This window comes from Pseudomonas sp. PDM13 (assembly GCF_025685765.1).
Taxonomy (GTDB): domain Bacteria; phylum Pseudomonadota; class Gammaproteobacteria; order Pseudomonadales; family Pseudomonadaceae; genus Metapseudomonas; species Metapseudomonas solani.
On sequence record NZ_JAOTQU010000002.1, the window covers coordinates 37,084 to 51,868 of the forward strand.

A 14,785-nucleotide genomic window follows, 5' to 3' on the forward strand; every position below is an offset into this window, starting at 1 on the left:
GGCCTAGTGCCGGGGTTTCTTTTGGCCGTTCGTATGAATCCATTGATAGACTGCTGCCGTTAGACGCCCCAAGACGTGCGCTTACAGTAATCAAATGAACGCCCATATTCGCCCTCTCCTCCCTGCTCACACCTATCGCGTCGCTCCAGCTTCTGGGCGTGAAAAAGGCACTGACTTCGAAGCGCTGATATGCGCCTACCTGCGCGATGAAGCCACCTATCGCGATCTCTACGACAAGGTGTGGATGGATGTAAGCGTCTGGCCAACACACCTCTCCGGCTCTTCAAGCCTCTAATGGATGTGGATGACTTGTCACAGGACCTGGTGATCGACCTGCCTTGGCAGTGGCTTGGGCGTGGTGCCGAGATTAGGCTCCTTTAGTCGGGAACCAATGGCTTATCGTCGAGGGCCAGAAATCCTCACACTCGGCGCCATGGATTCTGCCGCTTTCGATCATCTGACGACCGCGCCAACTGACCACGAAGTTGAGGCAGGCCTCAATCCCCTTCGAGATTTTTCTACCAGACTTGTTAATAAACTCCTGAATCACCTGCATCTCCGTCAATCGCCGAGCGGGTGATCAAGTGGTTGCCAGTAGGCCACAGGACTGGCATCGTAACGACGAATGTCTTTACGTGGAGGCCGATACCATGGCTTCGATCAATATTCGCATCGACGATGAGCTGAAAGTCCGCGCATACCGGGAACTGGAGAAGCTTGGCGTCACCCCTTCTGAGCTGATGCGCCAAGCCCTGCAATATGTGGCTGAGCGAGGCCAGCTGCCTTTCCGTCCGGTTCTGCTGACTGAGGAAGATGAGGCTCTGATCGCCGCAGTGCGTGAACGCCTTGCCGCTCCGCAGCGTGTCAAGGTCTCGCTGGATGACCTATAGCCTCGAATTCGATGCGCGAGCACTGAAGGAGTGGCACAAGCTGGGGAACACCGTCCGCGAGCAGCTCAAGAAGAAGCTTGCAGAGGTGCTGGTCAACCCGCGCGTCGAGGCGAATCGCCTTCACTCGCTACCCGACTGTTACAAAATCAAGCTGCGCAGCAGCGGTTATAGGTTGGTCTATCAGGTGATCGACCATGAGGTGGTGGTGTTTGTCGTCGCGGTGAATCGACGTGACCATGAGCAGGCTTACCGCAAGGCCGCTGAGCGGCTCAAATAATGCACGATGAGTAATGACGATCTTGAGCAACTGCGGGCCGAGAATGCCCGTCTGATCGCTTTGCTGGAGGCCCATGGCGTCGAGTGGCGGCTACCGGCTGAGCTGCCAGAGCCTCAGCAGGCCATTGCGCTGCCGCCGTTAGTCCCGGTTCTGGATACCCATGAGAAGCTGGCGCTGTTCAAGCGTCTGTTCAGGGGGCGTACCGACGTATTCCCCCTGCGTTGGGAAAGCAAGGCCGGGAAGTCCGGCTACTCGCCCGCGTGTGCGAATGAATGGCGCCCTGGTGTGTGCAGGAAACCTCTAATCAAATGCGGCGATTGCTCGTACCGGCAGTTGCTACCGTTCACCGACCAGGTGCTCTATAAGCATTTGGCCGGAGAAATTGTCATCGGTGTTTACCCATTGCTATCGGATGACACCTGCTACTTTTTGGCGGTGGACTTTGATGAAGCCGACTGGCGTGAAGATGTCACGGCGTTTGCCCTCTCATGTCGCGAATTAGGTGTGCCGGTCGCGGTGGAGGTTTCTCGCTCCGGCAACGGTGCCCACGCCTGGATTTTCTTCGAGCACAGCGTGCCTGCATCTGAGGCACGCTTTCTTGGCTCCGCGATCATCAGCCATACCTGTGAACGTACCCGGCAGCTGATGCTGGGATCCTATGATCGGCTGTTTCCAAATCAGGACAGCATGCCCAAGGGCGGTTTTGGCAATTTGATCGCGTTGCCCTTGCAGAAGCGGGCTCGCGCCCATGGCGGCAGTGTTTTTGTCGATGAGAAGCTGGTGCCCTATCCCGATCAGTGGGCATTTCTGGCCAGTGTCCAACCTATGCCGGTGAAGGACATTGCGCCGGCTACGCTGCGAGCCAGTGGCGGCAGCCATCCGTTGGGTGTCGCGGACATAACCGATGATGATGGTGTTAAGCCCTGGCAGCGCACACCGGAAAAGACTCAGAAACTGGCCTGTCCGCTACCAGCGTCGGTCAGCGTGACTCTGGCCAACCAGATCTATTTCAATAAGTCGGAACTGCCCCAACCTTTGGTCAACAAGCTCATTCGGCTGGCGGCATTCCAGAATCCGGAGTTCTACAAAGCTCAGGCCATGCGCTTTCCTGTGTGGAACAAGCCCCGGATCATTGGTTGTGCCGAAAACTATCCGCAGCATATTGCCCTGCCGCGTGGGTGCTTGGACGGCATCCAGACTCTGCTGGATGAAAACAATATAGAGCTGGTGCTGCATGATGAGCGCTTCGCTGGGAAGCCCATCGATGTCAGTTTTGTGGGAACGCTGCGTTCGGATCAGGAGGCTGCACTGGCGTGCATGCTGGAGCACGACACCGGCATCCTCTGCGCTCCGACGGCATTCGGCAAAACTGTCACCGCTGCTGCCTTGATTGCTCGGCGTTGCGTGAACACGTTGGTGCTGGTTCACCGAACGGAATTGCTCCAGCAGTGGAAGGAGCGATTACAGGCGTTTCTGGGGGCTGACAAGAAGACAGTTGGCAGCATCGGTGGTGGTAAGGCCAAGCCGACCGGCATCATCGATGTGGCGGTGATGCAGTCACTATCACGGCAAGGTGAGGTCAGCGAACAGGTGAAGAACTACGGGCAAATCATCGTGGATGAATGCCATCACTTGTCGGCGTTCTCCTTTGAGGCCCTTCTCAAGGCGGCCCCCGCGAGATACGTGATGGGGCTGACCGCAACGCCTATTCGGCGCGACGGCCAGCAGCCGATCATTTTCATGCAGTGCGGGCCGATTAGGCATACCGCATCGAGGTCTGGGAGTGCGCCTGCTGAGTTGAGGGTAATTCCCAGGTGGCTGCCCCGTCCTATCCTCATGCCAGAAGGCGCTGGTATCCAGGATGTCTTCTTGCAGGTGTGCAGCGATGCGGAGCGGACAGACAAGATTGTGGCTGAGGTCGAAGTTGCATTTGGGCAGGGCAGAAAGATTCTGCTGCTGACGGAGCGAACGGACCACCTCAATGCCATTGAGATGAGGTTGACTGGGCGAGTCGAAAGCCTGTTTACCCTGCATGGGCGGATGTCCAGGAAACAGCGGGCTTCACTAATCGGTGAGCTGGAAGCTCTGCCACCCGACGCACCCAGGGTGATCCTGGCCACTGGGAAACTGGTCGGTGAGGGGGTCGATCATCCTGCGCTGGATACCTTGGTACTGGCGATGCCGGTGTCCTGGAAGGGCACCCTTCAGCAGTATGCCGGTCGCCTGCATCGGGAGCACTCAGACAAGGCGGATGTTCGCATCATCGATTTCATCGACTCCGGGCATCCAGCCTTGTTGCGCATGTGGAGCAAGCGCCAGACCGGCTACAAGGCGATGGGCTATGAAACGGATCGCAAGGAAATGGAGAACGCGATGAGTGACGAGGAAAAAGCGGTGCCGAGCGACGAGGAGATCTCCGCGTACATGATGCGACTGGTGCGCTCGGGGCGGGTCAAGGCGACGGTGCTGGTGGTGCAGACGGAGAAGGAATTTCCCACGGCAGGCAGGGACAGGATCATCCGCTGCTTCAACGCCCTGGACTCCAAGTACCTCAAGGGATAGCACCAACGGAAAGAAGCTTATGCACTTTTTTCCGATTTCCCCCCGATCAGCTGAAGGCCTTTCGAATCAAGGCCTTGAGCGATTCCAATGGCATAAAGCCGGCATTTAATGCACAGCTTATCCACAGATCAGGCCTGGCTGGAAATGGGCTCTTGCAGCGGCTGCTGCAGGCCTTCGATTTCGCGCTGGGTTTGCTCGACCCAGGCGTATGCGCGGTCGTTGAGTTCGGCGATGGCGCGGGGGCCGCTGCCCTCGGCGAACATCAGTGGGCCGATGACCACCTGGATGGTGCCGGGGCGCTTGCTCCAGCCTTCCTTGGGCCAGAAGCTCCCCGCGTTGTGGGCGATGGGCAGCACCGGCATCCCGGCGTTCACCGCCAGCGCCGTGCCACCCCGGGAGAACTTGCCCATCTGCCCTACCGGCACGCGGGTGCCCTCGGGGAAGACCAGCACCCAGGCGCCCTGCTTGAGGCGCTCATCGCCTTGCTTGGCCAGCTGCTTGAGTGCCGCCTTGGGGTTGTTGCGGTCGATGGCGATGGGCTTGAGCAGCGCCATGGCCCAGCCAAAGAAAGGCACGAACAGCAACTCGCGCTTCACCACCTGGCTCAGGGGCTCGAAGAAGCCGGAGAGGAAGAAGGTCTCCCAGGTGCTCTGGTGCTTGGCCAGGATCACGCAGGGCTCTGCAGGGATGTTATCCAGCCCGTGCACTTCATAGCGCACGCCGGCAACCGTCTTCGCCAGCCAGGTGGCGAAGCGGCACCAACGCCAGACGACGAAGCGGTAGCGGGCGCGGAACGGCAGGAAGGGGGCGATGAAGAAGCTCAGCGTGCCCCAGACGAAGGCGCTGGACGACAGCAGCAGGTAAAAGAAGAAGGTTCTGATTGCCTGCACTGTCGTCATGGTGTCCTTGGCCTTAGTTGAGAAGGTGTGCGGCTATGGCCGCCAGATCGTCGAATAAAAGCGTATTCCCGGGCAAACCCTTCGCCAGGGTGATCTCGCCCTTGCCGGTCCTAACCAGAACGGGCTGACAATCGACGGCCTGAGCCGCTTCCAGGTCACCACTGCTGTCGCCAACGAACCACACGCCGACCAGAGGTACGCCGTAGTACGCGGCGATCTGCTTCAGCATGCCGGGCTTCGGTTTGCGGCAATCGCAGCCCTCATTCGGGCCGTGGGGGCAATGCACGATCAGCCCCACTTCCCCGCCCTGCTCCGCCACCAGCTCGCGCAGGCGCGCATGCATGGCATCGAGGGTTTCCGGGGGGTAGTAGCCGCGGGCGACGCCGGACTGGTTGGTGGCCACGGCCACGGTCCAGCCTGCGCGGGACAGTTGCGCAATGGCTTCGATCGAACCCGGGATGGGGATCCATTCGTCAACGGACTTAATGTACGCGTCGGAGTCCTGGTTGATGACACCGTCGCGATCGAGGATGAGTAACTTCATTAATACGCCTCAAGCGCCAAGCCACAAGCTGCAAGCGTGCTCAAGACCAGGTCTTGCCGCTTGCTGCTTGTGGCTTGCAACTGCTTAGCCCAATACCGAGATATCGGCGACGCCGAGGAACAGGCCGCGCAGCTTCGCCAGCAGGGCGTAGCGGTTGGCGCGGACGGCGGCGTTTTCGGCATTGACGAGCACCGCTTCGAAGAAGGTGTCGACCGGCTCGCGCAGGCTTGCCAGATGGGCCAGGGCTTCGCTGTAGCAGCGTGCGGCGGCCATGGGCTGTACCGCGCGCTCGGCGGCCGCTACGGCCTCGGCAAGGGCCTTCTCGGCAGCTTCCTGCAGCAGGGCGGCGTCGACGCTCTCCGGCACGGCGCTTTCGGCCTTGCCCAGCAGGTTGGAAACCCGCTTGTTGGCGGCGGCCAGGGCGGCGGCTTCCGGCAGCTTGCGGAAGGCCTGGACGGCCTGCACGCGCTGGTCGAAGTCCAGGGCCGAGGTGGGCTGCAGGGCACGCACCGAGAGGTACACGGCGACGTCCACGCCTTCGTCTTCATAGCGCGCGCGCAGGCGGTCGAAGATGAAGTCCTGCACCTGGGTGGATAGGCCTTCGGCCTTCACCTTGGTGCCGTACTGGGCGATGGCGAAGTCCACGGCACCGGCGAGGTCCAGGTCGAGCTGCTTCTCGATGAGGATACGCAGCACGCCCAGGGCCTGGCGACGCAGGGCGAAGGGGTCCTTGCTGCCAGTGGGCAGCATGCCGATGCCGAAGATGCCCACGAGGGTATCCAGCTTGTCGGCCACGGCCACGGCTGCACCGGTCAGGGTCTGTGGCAGCTCGGCGCCGGCACCGCGCGGCATGTACTGCTCGTTCAGGGCCTGGGCGACGTCTTCCGCTTCACCGTCGTTCTTGGCGTAGTAGTAGCCGGCGATGCCTTGCATCTCCGGGAACTCGCCGACCATCTCGGTGGCCAGGTCGCACTTGGCGAGGATGCCGGCGCGGGCGGCTTTCACCGGGTCGGCGCCAACCTGCTCGGCGACGTAGGCGGCCAGGGCGGAAATGCGCTCGGCCTTCTCGAACACGGTGCCGAGCTGGGCCTGGAACACCACGTTCTTCAGGCGCTCGTTGAAGGTCTCCAGCTTCTGCTTCTTGTCCTGCTTGAAGAAGAACTCGGCGTCGGTGAGGCGCGGGCGCACGACCTTCTCGTTGCCCGAGACGATCTGCACCGGGTCCTTGCTCTCGACGTTGGCCACGGTGATGAAGCGCGGCAGAAGCTTGCCGTTGGCATCCAGCAGGCAGAAGTACTTCTGGTTGTCCTGCATGGTGGTGATCAGCGCTTCCTGGGGCACCTCGAGGAAGCGTTCCTCGAAGGAGCACACCAGCGGCACCGGCCACTCCACCAGCGCGGTGACTTCGTCCAGCAGGTCGGCGGGCACAACGGCACTGCCCTTCTGCTCGGCCGCCAGCTCGGCGACGCGGCGGGAGATGATCTCGCGACGTTCGGCGAAGTCGGCCAGCACGTGGGCGGCGCGCAGGTCGTCCAGGTAGCTGGCGGGGCTGCCGATGCGGACGTGTTCAGGGTGGTGGAAGCGATGGCCACGGGATTCGCGGCCCGCCTTCTGGGCGAGGATCTCGCAGTCGACCACCTCGTCGCCGAAGAGCATCACCAGCCACTGGGTGGGGCGCACGAACTCTTCACGACGTGCCGCCCAGCGCATGCGCTTGGGAATCGGCAGGGCGGCCAGGGAGGCTTCGACGATGCCGGCCAGCAGGCCAGCGGCGGCCTGGCCGGGGATGGTCTGGCTGAACTTCAGCTTGGGGCCGCTCTTGTCGATCTGCTCGAGGTCGACGCCGCACTTCTTGGCGAAGCCGAGGGCTGCCTGGGTCGGGTTGCCGGCGGCGTCGAAGGCGGCCTGCAGCGGCGGGCCGTCGAGGTTGACGCTGCGGTCAGGCTGCTGGGTGGCCAGTTGCTCGATCTGCACCGCAAGGCGGCGCGGGGCGGCGTAGACGCGGGCAGCGCCGTGGCTCAGGCCGGCGTTCTTGAGGCCGCCGAGGATGCCGGCGAGGAAGGCGTCACCGAGGGACTTGAGGGCCTTGGGTGGCAGCTCTTCGGTGCCCAGTTCGACGAGGAAATCTTGTGCACTCATTCTGCCGCCTCCAGCTTGGCCAGTACTTCGTCACGCAGTTCGGGGGTGGCCATGGGGAAGCCCAGGCGCGCGCGCGCCTGCAGGTAGCTCTGGGCCACGGCGCGGGCCAGGGTGCGCACACGCAGGATGTAACGCTGGCGCTCGGTCACCGAGATGGCGCGGCGGGCATCCAGCAGGTTGAAGGTGTGGGAAGCCTTGAGCACCATCTCGTAGGTCGGCAGCGGCAGCTGCAGCTCGATCAGGCGGTTGGCTTCGCTCTCGTAGAAGTCGAACAGCTCGAACAGCTTCGGCACGTTGGCGTGCTCGAAGTTGAAGGTGGACTGCTCCACCTCGTTCTGGTGGAACACGTCGCCGTAGGTGACCACGCCGAAGGGGCCGTCGGTCCACACCAGGTCATAGACCGAGTCCACGCCCTGCAGGTACATGGCCAGGCGTTCCAGGCCGTAGGTGATCTCGCCGGTCACCGGGTAGCACTCGATGCCACCGACCTGCTGGAAGTAGGTGAACTGGGTGACTTCCATGCCGTTCAGCCAGATTTCCCAGCCCAGGCCCCAGGCGCCGAGGGTGGGGGATTCCCAGTTGTCCTCGACGAAGCGGATGTCGTGCACCAGCGGATCGATGCCGATGCGCTTCAGCGAACCCAGGTACAGCTCCTGGAAGTTCTCCGGGTTGGGCTTGAGGACCACCTGGAACTGGTAGTAGTGCTGCAGGCGGTTGGGGTTCTCGCCATAGCGACCGTCAGTGGGGCGACGGCTGGGCTGCACATAGGCAGCGTTCCAGGTTTCCGGGCCGATGGCCCGCAGGAAGGTAGCGGTGTGGAAGGTGCCGGCGCCAACTTCCATATCGTAGGGCTGCAGCACCACGCAACCCTGCTCCGCCCAGTACTGCTGGAGGACGAGGATCAGGTCTTGGAAGGTGCGCACGGCAGGCGTAGTCTGGCTCACGAAATTTACCTGTGCTGAGGCTGCGACAAAGCCGGGGAGTATACCCGATCGAATCCCGCCGAACCCAGCAGCCACAGGCGTCTCGCTGATTTCCCCGGAGGCGGCCCGGCTCTCCTTCCGGCGGTCGGTTTCCGGCCCTTCCGTTACTGGTTTTTTATACAGCTCGATGCGTATAGTGCGTCTTTTCCCGTTCCAGGAAGGACCCCCATGCCCCGCTGCTTCTGGTGCAACGACGACCCGCTCTACATCGACTACCACGACACCGAATGGGGCGTGCCCCAGCGTGACCCGCAGTGGCTCTTCGAGATGCTGCTGCTGGAAGGCTTCCAGGCCGGGCTGTCGTGGATCACCGTGCTGAGGAAGCGCGAGCGCTACCGCCAGGTGATGTTCGGCTTCGACGCCCAGCGCCTGGCGCGCATGACCGACGAGGAGATCGAGGAACGCATGCAGGACCCGGGCATCATCCGCAACCTCGCCAAGCTCAAGGCCGCACGGCAGAACGCCCAGGCCTGGTTGCGCCTGGAAGACCCGGTGAAGCTGCTCTGGTCCTTCGTCGGCGGGGTGCCGCGCATCAATCACTTCACCGGACGTGGCGAGGTGCCGGCGGTGACGCCCGAGGCCGAAGCCATGAGCAAGGCGCTGAAGAAGGCCGGCTTCACCTTCGTCGGTCCGACCATCTGCTACGCCTACATGCAGGCCGCCGGCATGGTCATGGACCACACCACCGACTGCGACCGCTACCAGGCGCTGAAGGGCTGAAGCCTCCGCCGAGACCAATTGGTCATCGATTCTGGCGCGCGGCTGGTTAGAATACGCGCCTCGTCGATTGCTGGAGTTGCCCGTGGAGAAGTTCAAAGGCGCGTTGGTCGTGGGGTTCCTGCGGCTCTTCGCTCTCCTGCCCTGGGGTGTGGTCCAGCGCCTGGGTGCCGGCATCGGCTGGCTGATGTGGCGCCTGCCCAACCGCTCGCGCGACGTGGTGCGCATCAACCTGTCCAAGTGCTTCCCCGAGCTGAACGCGGCCGAGCTGGACGAGCGCACCCGCCTGAGCCTGATGGACATCGGCCGCACCCTGACCGAGAGCGCCTGCGCCTGGATCTGGCCGGCGCAGAAATCCATCGGCCTGGTGCGCGAGGTGGAAGGCCTGGACGTGCTGCGCGACGCGCTGGCCAGCGGCAAGGGCGTGGTGGGCATCACCAGCCACCTAGGCAACTGGGAAGTGCTCAACCACTTCTATTGCGACCAGTGCAAACCGATCATCTTCTACCGCCCACCGAAGCTGAAGGCGGTGGACGAGCTGCTGCGCAAGCAGCGTGTGCAGCTGGGCAACCGTGTGGCCCCGTCCACCCGTGAAGGCATCCTCAGTGTCATCAAGGAAGTGCGCAAGGGCGGTGCCGTGGGCATTCCGGCCGACCCCGAGCCGAGCCTTTCCAGCGGCCTCTTCGTGCCCTTCCTCGGCACCACCGCGCTGACCAGCAAGTTCGTCCACGGCATGCTTTCCGGCGGCAAGGCCCGCGGGGTGTTCCTGCATGCGCTGCGCTTGCCCGATGGCTCCGGCTTCAAGGTGATTCTCGAGGCCGCGCCCGAGGCCATGTACAGCGAGGACGCCGAGACCTCGGTCGCCGCCATGAGCGGTGTGGTCGAGCGCTATGTGCGCACCTACCCGACCCAGTACATGTGGAGCATGAAGCGCTTCAAGAAGCGTCCCGAAGGGGAGAAACGCTGGTATTGAGGCGCCTTATGGCGCCTTTTTTCCGTCACCGCTGTGCGCCGCTGCGGTTTTAGGCTATTAACGGCACACCAAGGCTGAGGATGGCGAACAGACGATGTCGAACCAGCGGCAGTACCCGCGCACTCCGATGAAGTGCCGGATCAAGATCAGTCACGAAAGCTTCGGCGAAATACTCGCCCAGACCCGCGACCTCTCCGATGGCGGTGTCTACGTGCGCCACCCCGATCTCGTCGCCCTGCCCCTGGGCACCATCGTCACCGGCCAGGTCCAGGACCTGCCCTTCGAGGCGCCGGTCTTGCAGATGGAGATCATGCGCGCGGATGCCGAAGGCGTCGGCCTGCGCTTCATCGATCGCTGACTCAGCCGTCGCCCTCTGCGCCCATCAGCACCAGGGCCTCGCAGCCTTCACGGCGACATCCCCAGCGATATTCCTCCCGGGTCGGCCCGTCACCGCGCCAGGTGGTGGCCGTGGCCGCCGCATTGATGCGGAAGTTCCACATCTGGCCACGCCCGTCATGCACCCGCCCTTCGATGCTGCAGGGCAGCCAGGCGAACTGGTGATGCAGGACCACGCCATCGAGCAGCTCGCCGAGGGTGAAGAAACGCTCGACCTGGGCCTTCGACATCGACCAGCCCGCGCAGGCTTCGGCGGTGGCCATGTCGGTGTTGGTCACACCTTCGAACAGCGGGCGCGAGGCTTCGAGCAGCGTATAGGGCCCACTGGGCTCGGCGGCACCGGCCGGCAGCGCTAGCGTCATGGCCAGCGCGAAGGGCACGAGGCGGCTCATGGCGGCACTCAACGGGGCGCTGCCTGGCGGTCGAGACGCTTGAGGAACACCGTCATCTCCTTCTCCGCCTGCTTGTCGCCCTGGGCCTGGGCGGCTTGCAGCCCCTGGGTCCAGGCCTGCCGTGCACCCTCGTCGTCACCTGCCTGTTGCAGCGCCTTGCCGAGCAGCTTCCACGCCGCCGAGTACTTGGCGTCGAAGGCCACGCAGGCCTTCAGGTGTTCAGCGGCCCGGGCAGTGTCGCCCTGGTCGAGGTAGCCCTTGCCGAGGCCGAAGCGCAGCAGCGAGTTGTCGTTGCCCTTGGCGAGCATCTTCTCCAGTCCTTCGAGCATTTCCCCTCCTCCCTTGTTCGTGCGTCTTTAGAAGAACGTCAGCCCGACCTGGAACAGGCGCTCGGCATCACGGATGTACTTCTTGTCGACGAGGAACAGGATCACGTGGTCGCCGGACTCGATCACCGTGTCGTCGTGGGCGATCAGCACCTCGTCGTTGCGGATGATGGCGCCGATGGTAGTGCCCGGCGGCAGGGCGATGTCTTCGATCATGCGGCCCACCACCTTGCTCGACTTGGCGTCGCCGTGGGCGATGGCCTCGATGGCCTCGGCCGCGCCCCGGCGCAGGGAGTGCACGCTGACGATGTCGCCGCGGCGCACGTGGGTCAGCAGGGTGCCGATGGTGGCCAGCTGCGGGCTGATGGCGATGTCGATGTCGCCGCCCTGCACCAGGTCGACGTAGGCGGGGTTGTTGATGATGGTCATCACCTTGCGCGCGCCCAGGCGCTTGGCCAGCAGCGAGGACATGATGTTGGCCTCGTCGTCGTTGGTCAGCGCCAGGAAGATGTCGGCATCGTTGATGTTCTCTTCCACCAGCAGGTCGCGGTCGGAGGCGCTGCCCTGCAGCACCACGGTGCTGTCGAGGGTGTCGGAGAGGTAGCGGCAGCGGGCCGGGTTCATCTCGATGATCTTCACCTGGTAGCGGCTCTCGATGGCCTCCGCCAGGCGCTCACCGATATGGCCGCCACCGGCGATGACCACGCGCTTGTAGCTGTCCTCCAGGCGGCGCATCTCGCTCATCACGGCGCGGATGTGCGCCTTGGCGGCGATGAAGAAGACCTCGTCGTCGGCCTCGATCACCGTGTCGCCCTGGGGCGTGATCGGCCGGTTGCGGCGGAAGATCGCGGCGACGCGGGTGTCGACGTTGGGCATGTGCTGGCGCAGCTGGCGCAGCTCCTGGCCCACCAGCGGGCCGCCGTAGTAGGCCTTCACGCCCACCAGCTGGGCCTTGCCCTCGGCGAAGTCGATCACCTGCAGCGCGCCGGGGTATTCGATCAGGCGCTTGATGTAGTTGGTGACCACCTGCTCGGGGCTGATCAGCACGTCCACCGGGATCGCTTCGTTGTCGAACAGGCCGGCGCGGGTCAGGTAGGCCGCCTCGCGCACGCGGGCGATCTTGGTCGGGGTGTGGAACAGGGTGTAGGCGACCTGGCAGGCCACCATGTTCACCTCGTCGCTGTTGGTCACCGCCACCAGCATGTCGGCGTCGTCGGCACCGGCCTGGCGCAGCACGGTGGGGAAGGAGCCCCGCCCCTGCACGGTGCGGATGTCGAGGCGGTCGCCGAGGTCGCGCAGGCGTTCAGCGTCGGTGTCCACCACCGTGATGTCGTTGGCTTCGCCGGAGAGGTGCTCGGCGAGGGTGCCGCCGACCTGTCCCGCACCGAGGATGATGATCTTCACTGATCGCTCCGTTAGCCGCGCGGTGAGGCGGCGATCTTTATCAGCTTGGCATAGTAGAAGCCGTCGTGGCCGTCTTCCTGGGCCAGCAGCTGGCGCCCGTGGGGTTGCTTGAGGCCGAAGCTGCCGGCGATATCCAGTTCGCGGGCGCCGGGTGTGCGGGCGAGGAAGGCGGCGATGTTCTCGCTGTTCTCCATCGGCAGCGTGGAGCAGGTGGCGTAGACGAGCACGCCGCCGACTTCGAGTGTGGGCCACAAGGCGTCGAGCAGCTCGCCCTGCAGCTGCGCCAGGGCGGGGATGTCCTCGGCCTGGCGGGTCAGCTTGATGTCGGGGTGGCGGCGGATCACGCCGGTGGCCGAGCAGGGTGCGTCCAGCAGGATGCGCTGGAACGGTTTGCCGTCCCACCAGGCAGCAGTATCGCGGCCGTCGGCGGCGATCAGCGTGGCCTGCAGGCCGAGGCGCTGAAGGTTCTCGCGCACCCGTACCAGGCGGCTCTCTTCCAGGTCCACGGCCACCACGCCGGCCAGGCCGGGCTCGGCTTCCAGCAGGTGGCAGGTCTTGCCGCCGGGGGCGCAACAGGCGTCGAGCACGCGCTGGCCGGGGGCGAGTTCGAGCAGGTCGGCGGCCAGCTGCGCGGCTTCGTCCTGCACGCTGACGCGGCCTTCGGCGAAGCCGGGCAGGGTCTTCACGTCACGGGCTTCGAGCAGGCGGATGCCGTCGCGACTGAATGTGCAGGGCTCGGCCTCGATGCCGACCTGGCGCAGTTCGGCAAGGTAGGCGTCGCGCTCGCCGTGACGGCGGTTGACCCGCAGGATCAGTGGCGGGTGCGCGTTGTTGGCGGCGCAGATCGCTTCCCAGTGCTCGGGCCAGGCCGCCTTGAGCGCCTTCTGCAGCCAGCGCGGGTGGGCGGTGCGCACCATGGGGTCGCGCTCCAGCTCGGCGAAGATCGCCTCGCCGTCACGCTGGGCATTGCGCAGCACGGCGTTGAGCAGGCCCTTGGCCCAGGGCTTCTTCAGCTTCTCGGCGGCCCCCACGGTTTCGCCGATGGCGGCGTGGGCGGGGATGCGGCTGTAGAACAGTTGATAAAGGCCGACCAGCAGCAGCGCCTCCACATCCTTGTCGGCACTCTTGAAAGGCTTTTGCAGCAGGCGTTCGGCCAGGGCCGAGAGCCGGGGCTGCCAGCGGGCCGCGCCGAAGGCGAGGTCCTGGGCGAGACCGCGATCGCGCGGATCGACCTTGTCCAGTTGTGTGGGCAGGCTGCCGCCCAGCGAGGCCTTGCCGGAGAGGACGGCGGTCAGCGCACGGGCTGCGGCGAGACGCGGGTTCATGCGCCGAGCACCAGGCCGGTGGCGAACTGCTCACGGCGGCTGTTGAACAGGTCGGCGAAACCCAGCGGCTTGCCGCCGGGCAGTTGCAGGCGGGTCAGGCGCAGGGCGCCGCTGCCGCAGGCTACGGTCAGGCCGTCCTTGTTGGCGGCGAGGATCTGCCCCGGCTGGCCCTGGCCTTCGCCGAGCTGAGCGGCCAGTACCTTCAGCGGCTCGCCACCGAGGGTGCTGTGGCAGATGGGCCAGGGGTTGAAGGCGCGCACCAGGCGCTCCAGCTCATCGGCCGGGCGGCTCCAGTCGATGCGGGCTTCGTCTTTGTTCAGCTTGTGCGCATAGGTGGCCAGGGCATCGTCCTGCACCTCGCCCACCAGGGTGCCGGCGGCGAGTTGCCCGATGGCTTGCACCACGGCTTGCGGGCCAAGGGCGGCGAGGCGGTCGTGGAGGCTGCCGCCGGTGTCGTCGGCGGTGATCGGGGTGACGACCTTGAGCAGCATCGGCCCGGTGTCCAGGCCCGCTTCCATCTGCATCACGGTGACGCCGCTCTCGGCATCGCCAGCCTGCACCGCACGCTGGATCGGCGCGGCGCCACGCCAGCGCGGCAGCAGCGAGGCATGGCTGTTGATGCAGCCGAGGCGCGGGGTATCGAGTACCACCTGGGGCAGGATCAGGCCGTAGGCGACCACCACCATCAGGTCGGCACCGAGGGCCTTGAGCTCGGCCTGGGCATCGGCGTCACGCAGGGTCGGCGGCTGCATCACGGGGATGCCGTGCTGCAGGGCGAGTTGCTTGACCGGGCTCGGCATCAGCTTCTGGCCACGGCCCGCCGGGCGGTCCGGCTGGGTGTAGACGGCGACGATGCTGTGCGGCGTGTCGAGCAGGGCCTTGAGGTGCTCGGCGGCGAACTCCGGGGTGCCGGCGAAGACGAGGCGCAGTGCTTGGGTCATGCGGGGCTCACTTGGTC

Annotated in this window: 16 protein-coding genes; 7 read left to right on the top strand and 9 right to left on the bottom strand. The window is 64.6% G+C overall.

The window, feature by feature from the left end; all coding sequences use genetic code 11:
- Positions 1-94: 94 nt before the first annotated feature.
- The 4 genes from OEJ36_RS02090 (at position 95) to OEJ36_RS02105 (ending at position 3,729) form a co-directional block, all read left to right on the top strand.
- Positions 95-295, top strand: coding sequence for a hypothetical protein (locus OEJ36_RS02090; protein ID WP_263400191.1), 201 nt, complete (start codon positions 95-97; stop codon positions 293-295).
- Positions 296-650: 355 nt separating this feature from the next.
- A complete protein-coding gene (locus OEJ36_RS02095; protein ID WP_263400192.1) occupies positions 651-890 on the top strand; it encodes a type II toxin-antitoxin system RelB/DinJ family antitoxin in 240 nt (79 codons plus the stop codon).
- A complete protein-coding gene (locus OEJ36_RS02100) occupies positions 880-1,167 on the top strand; it encodes a type II toxin-antitoxin system RelE family toxin (protein ID WP_263400193.1) in 288 nt (95 codons plus the stop codon). Before OEJ36_RS02095 ends, OEJ36_RS02100 begins: the two co-directional genes overlap by 11 nt.
- 6 nt (positions 1,168-1,173) lie before the next feature.
- On the top strand, positions 1,174-3,729 hold the full coding sequence (locus OEJ36_RS02105) for a TOTE conflict system archaeo-eukaryotic primase domain-containing protein (protein ID WP_263400194.1): 2,556 nt from the start codon (positions 1,174-1,176) through the stop codon (positions 3,727-3,729).
- Between the two features lie 128 nt (positions 3,730-3,857).
- Here OEJ36_RS02105 and OEJ36_RS02110 read toward each other — a convergent pair whose 3' ends face one another.
- The 4 genes from OEJ36_RS02110 to glyQ form a co-directional block, all read right to left on the bottom strand.
- A complete protein-coding gene (locus OEJ36_RS02110; RefSeq protein ID WP_263400195.1) occupies positions 3,858-4,628 on the bottom strand; it encodes a lysophospholipid acyltransferase family protein in 771 nt (256 codons plus the stop codon).
- A 13-nt stretch (positions 4,629-4,641) separates the two neighbouring features.
- Complete coding sequence (gmhB, locus tag OEJ36_RS02115; protein ID WP_263400196.1) at positions 4,642-5,172, bottom strand: D-glycero-beta-D-manno-heptose 1,7-bisphosphate 7-phosphatase; 531 nt, start codon at positions 5,170-5,172, stop codon at positions 4,642-4,644.
- An 84-nt stretch (positions 5,173-5,256) separates the two neighbouring features.
- Positions 5,257-7,311, bottom strand: a complete 2,055-nt coding sequence (gene glyS / locus OEJ36_RS02120) for a glycine--tRNA ligase subunit beta (protein WP_263400197.1) — start codon at positions 7,309-7,311, stop codon at positions 5,257-5,259.
- Positions 7,308-8,255 carry a glycine--tRNA ligase subunit alpha gene (gene glyQ / locus OEJ36_RS02125; RefSeq protein WP_031287876.1) on the bottom strand — a complete coding sequence of 316 codons (948 nt, stop codon included), beginning with the start codon at positions 8,253-8,255 and terminating at the stop codon, positions 7,308-7,310. Before glyQ ends, glyS begins: the two co-directional genes overlap by 4 nt.
- A 207-nt stretch (positions 8,256-8,462) precedes the next feature.
- Here glyQ and OEJ36_RS02130 point away from each other — a divergent pair, with 207 nt between their 5' ends.
- The 3 genes from OEJ36_RS02130 to OEJ36_RS02140 all read left to right on the top strand — a co-directional run bounded on the left by OEJ36_RS02130 (position 8,463) and on the right by OEJ36_RS02140 (position 10,342).
- Positions 8,463-9,014: a DNA-3-methyladenine glycosylase I gene (locus tag OEJ36_RS02130; RefSeq protein ID WP_263400198.1), complete on the top strand. Its 552-nt coding sequence runs from the start codon at positions 8,463-8,465 to the stop codon at positions 9,012-9,014.
- Positions 9,015-9,096: 82 nt separating this feature from the next.
- Positions 9,097-9,984, top strand: coding sequence for a lysophospholipid acyltransferase (locus OEJ36_RS02135; RefSeq protein ID WP_263400199.1), 888 nt, complete (start codon positions 9,097-9,099; stop codon positions 9,982-9,984).
- Between the two features lie 94 nt (positions 9,985-10,078).
- Positions 10,079-10,342, top strand: a complete 264-nt coding sequence (locus tag OEJ36_RS02140; RefSeq protein ID WP_263400200.1) for a PilZ domain-containing protein — start codon at positions 10,079-10,081, stop codon at positions 10,340-10,342.
- 1 nt (position 10,343) lies between these two features.
- Here OEJ36_RS02140 and OEJ36_RS02145 read toward each other — a convergent pair whose 3' ends face one another.
- The 5 genes from OEJ36_RS02145 to fmt are packed head-to-tail and all read right to left on the bottom strand — an operon-like array spanning position 10,344 to position 14,768.
- On the bottom strand, positions 10,344-10,772 hold the full coding sequence (locus OEJ36_RS02145) for a hypothetical protein (RefSeq protein WP_263400201.1): 429 nt from the start codon (positions 10,770-10,772) through the stop codon (positions 10,344-10,346).
- An 8-nt stretch (positions 10,773-10,780) separates the two neighbouring features.
- Positions 10,781-11,101 carry a tetratricopeptide repeat protein gene (locus OEJ36_RS02150; RefSeq protein WP_263400202.1) on the bottom strand — a complete coding sequence of 107 codons (321 nt, stop codon included), beginning with the start codon at positions 11,099-11,101 and terminating at the stop codon, positions 10,781-10,783.
- 27 nt (positions 11,102-11,128) lie between these two features.
- The gene (trkA, locus tag OEJ36_RS02155) at positions 11,129-12,502 is read right to left on the bottom strand and encodes a Trk system potassium transporter TrkA (RefSeq protein ID WP_043241845.1); all 1,374 of its coding nucleotides are present in this window, start codon (positions 12,500-12,502) and stop codon (positions 11,129-11,131) included.
- 11 nt (positions 12,503-12,513) lie between these two features.
- Entirely contained in the window at positions 12,514-13,827 is a 1,314-nt protein-coding gene (rsmB, locus tag OEJ36_RS02160) for a 16S rRNA (cytosine(967)-C(5))-methyltransferase RsmB (RefSeq protein ID WP_263400203.1), read from the bottom strand.
- The gene (gene fmt, locus OEJ36_RS02165) at positions 13,824-14,768 is read right to left on the bottom strand and encodes a methionyl-tRNA formyltransferase (protein WP_263400204.1); all 945 of its coding nucleotides are present in this window, start codon (positions 14,766-14,768) and stop codon (positions 13,824-13,826) included. The genes rsmB and fmt overlap by 4 nt, the downstream gene beginning before the upstream one ends.
- Between the last annotated feature and the right edge of the window lie 17 nt (positions 14,769-14,785).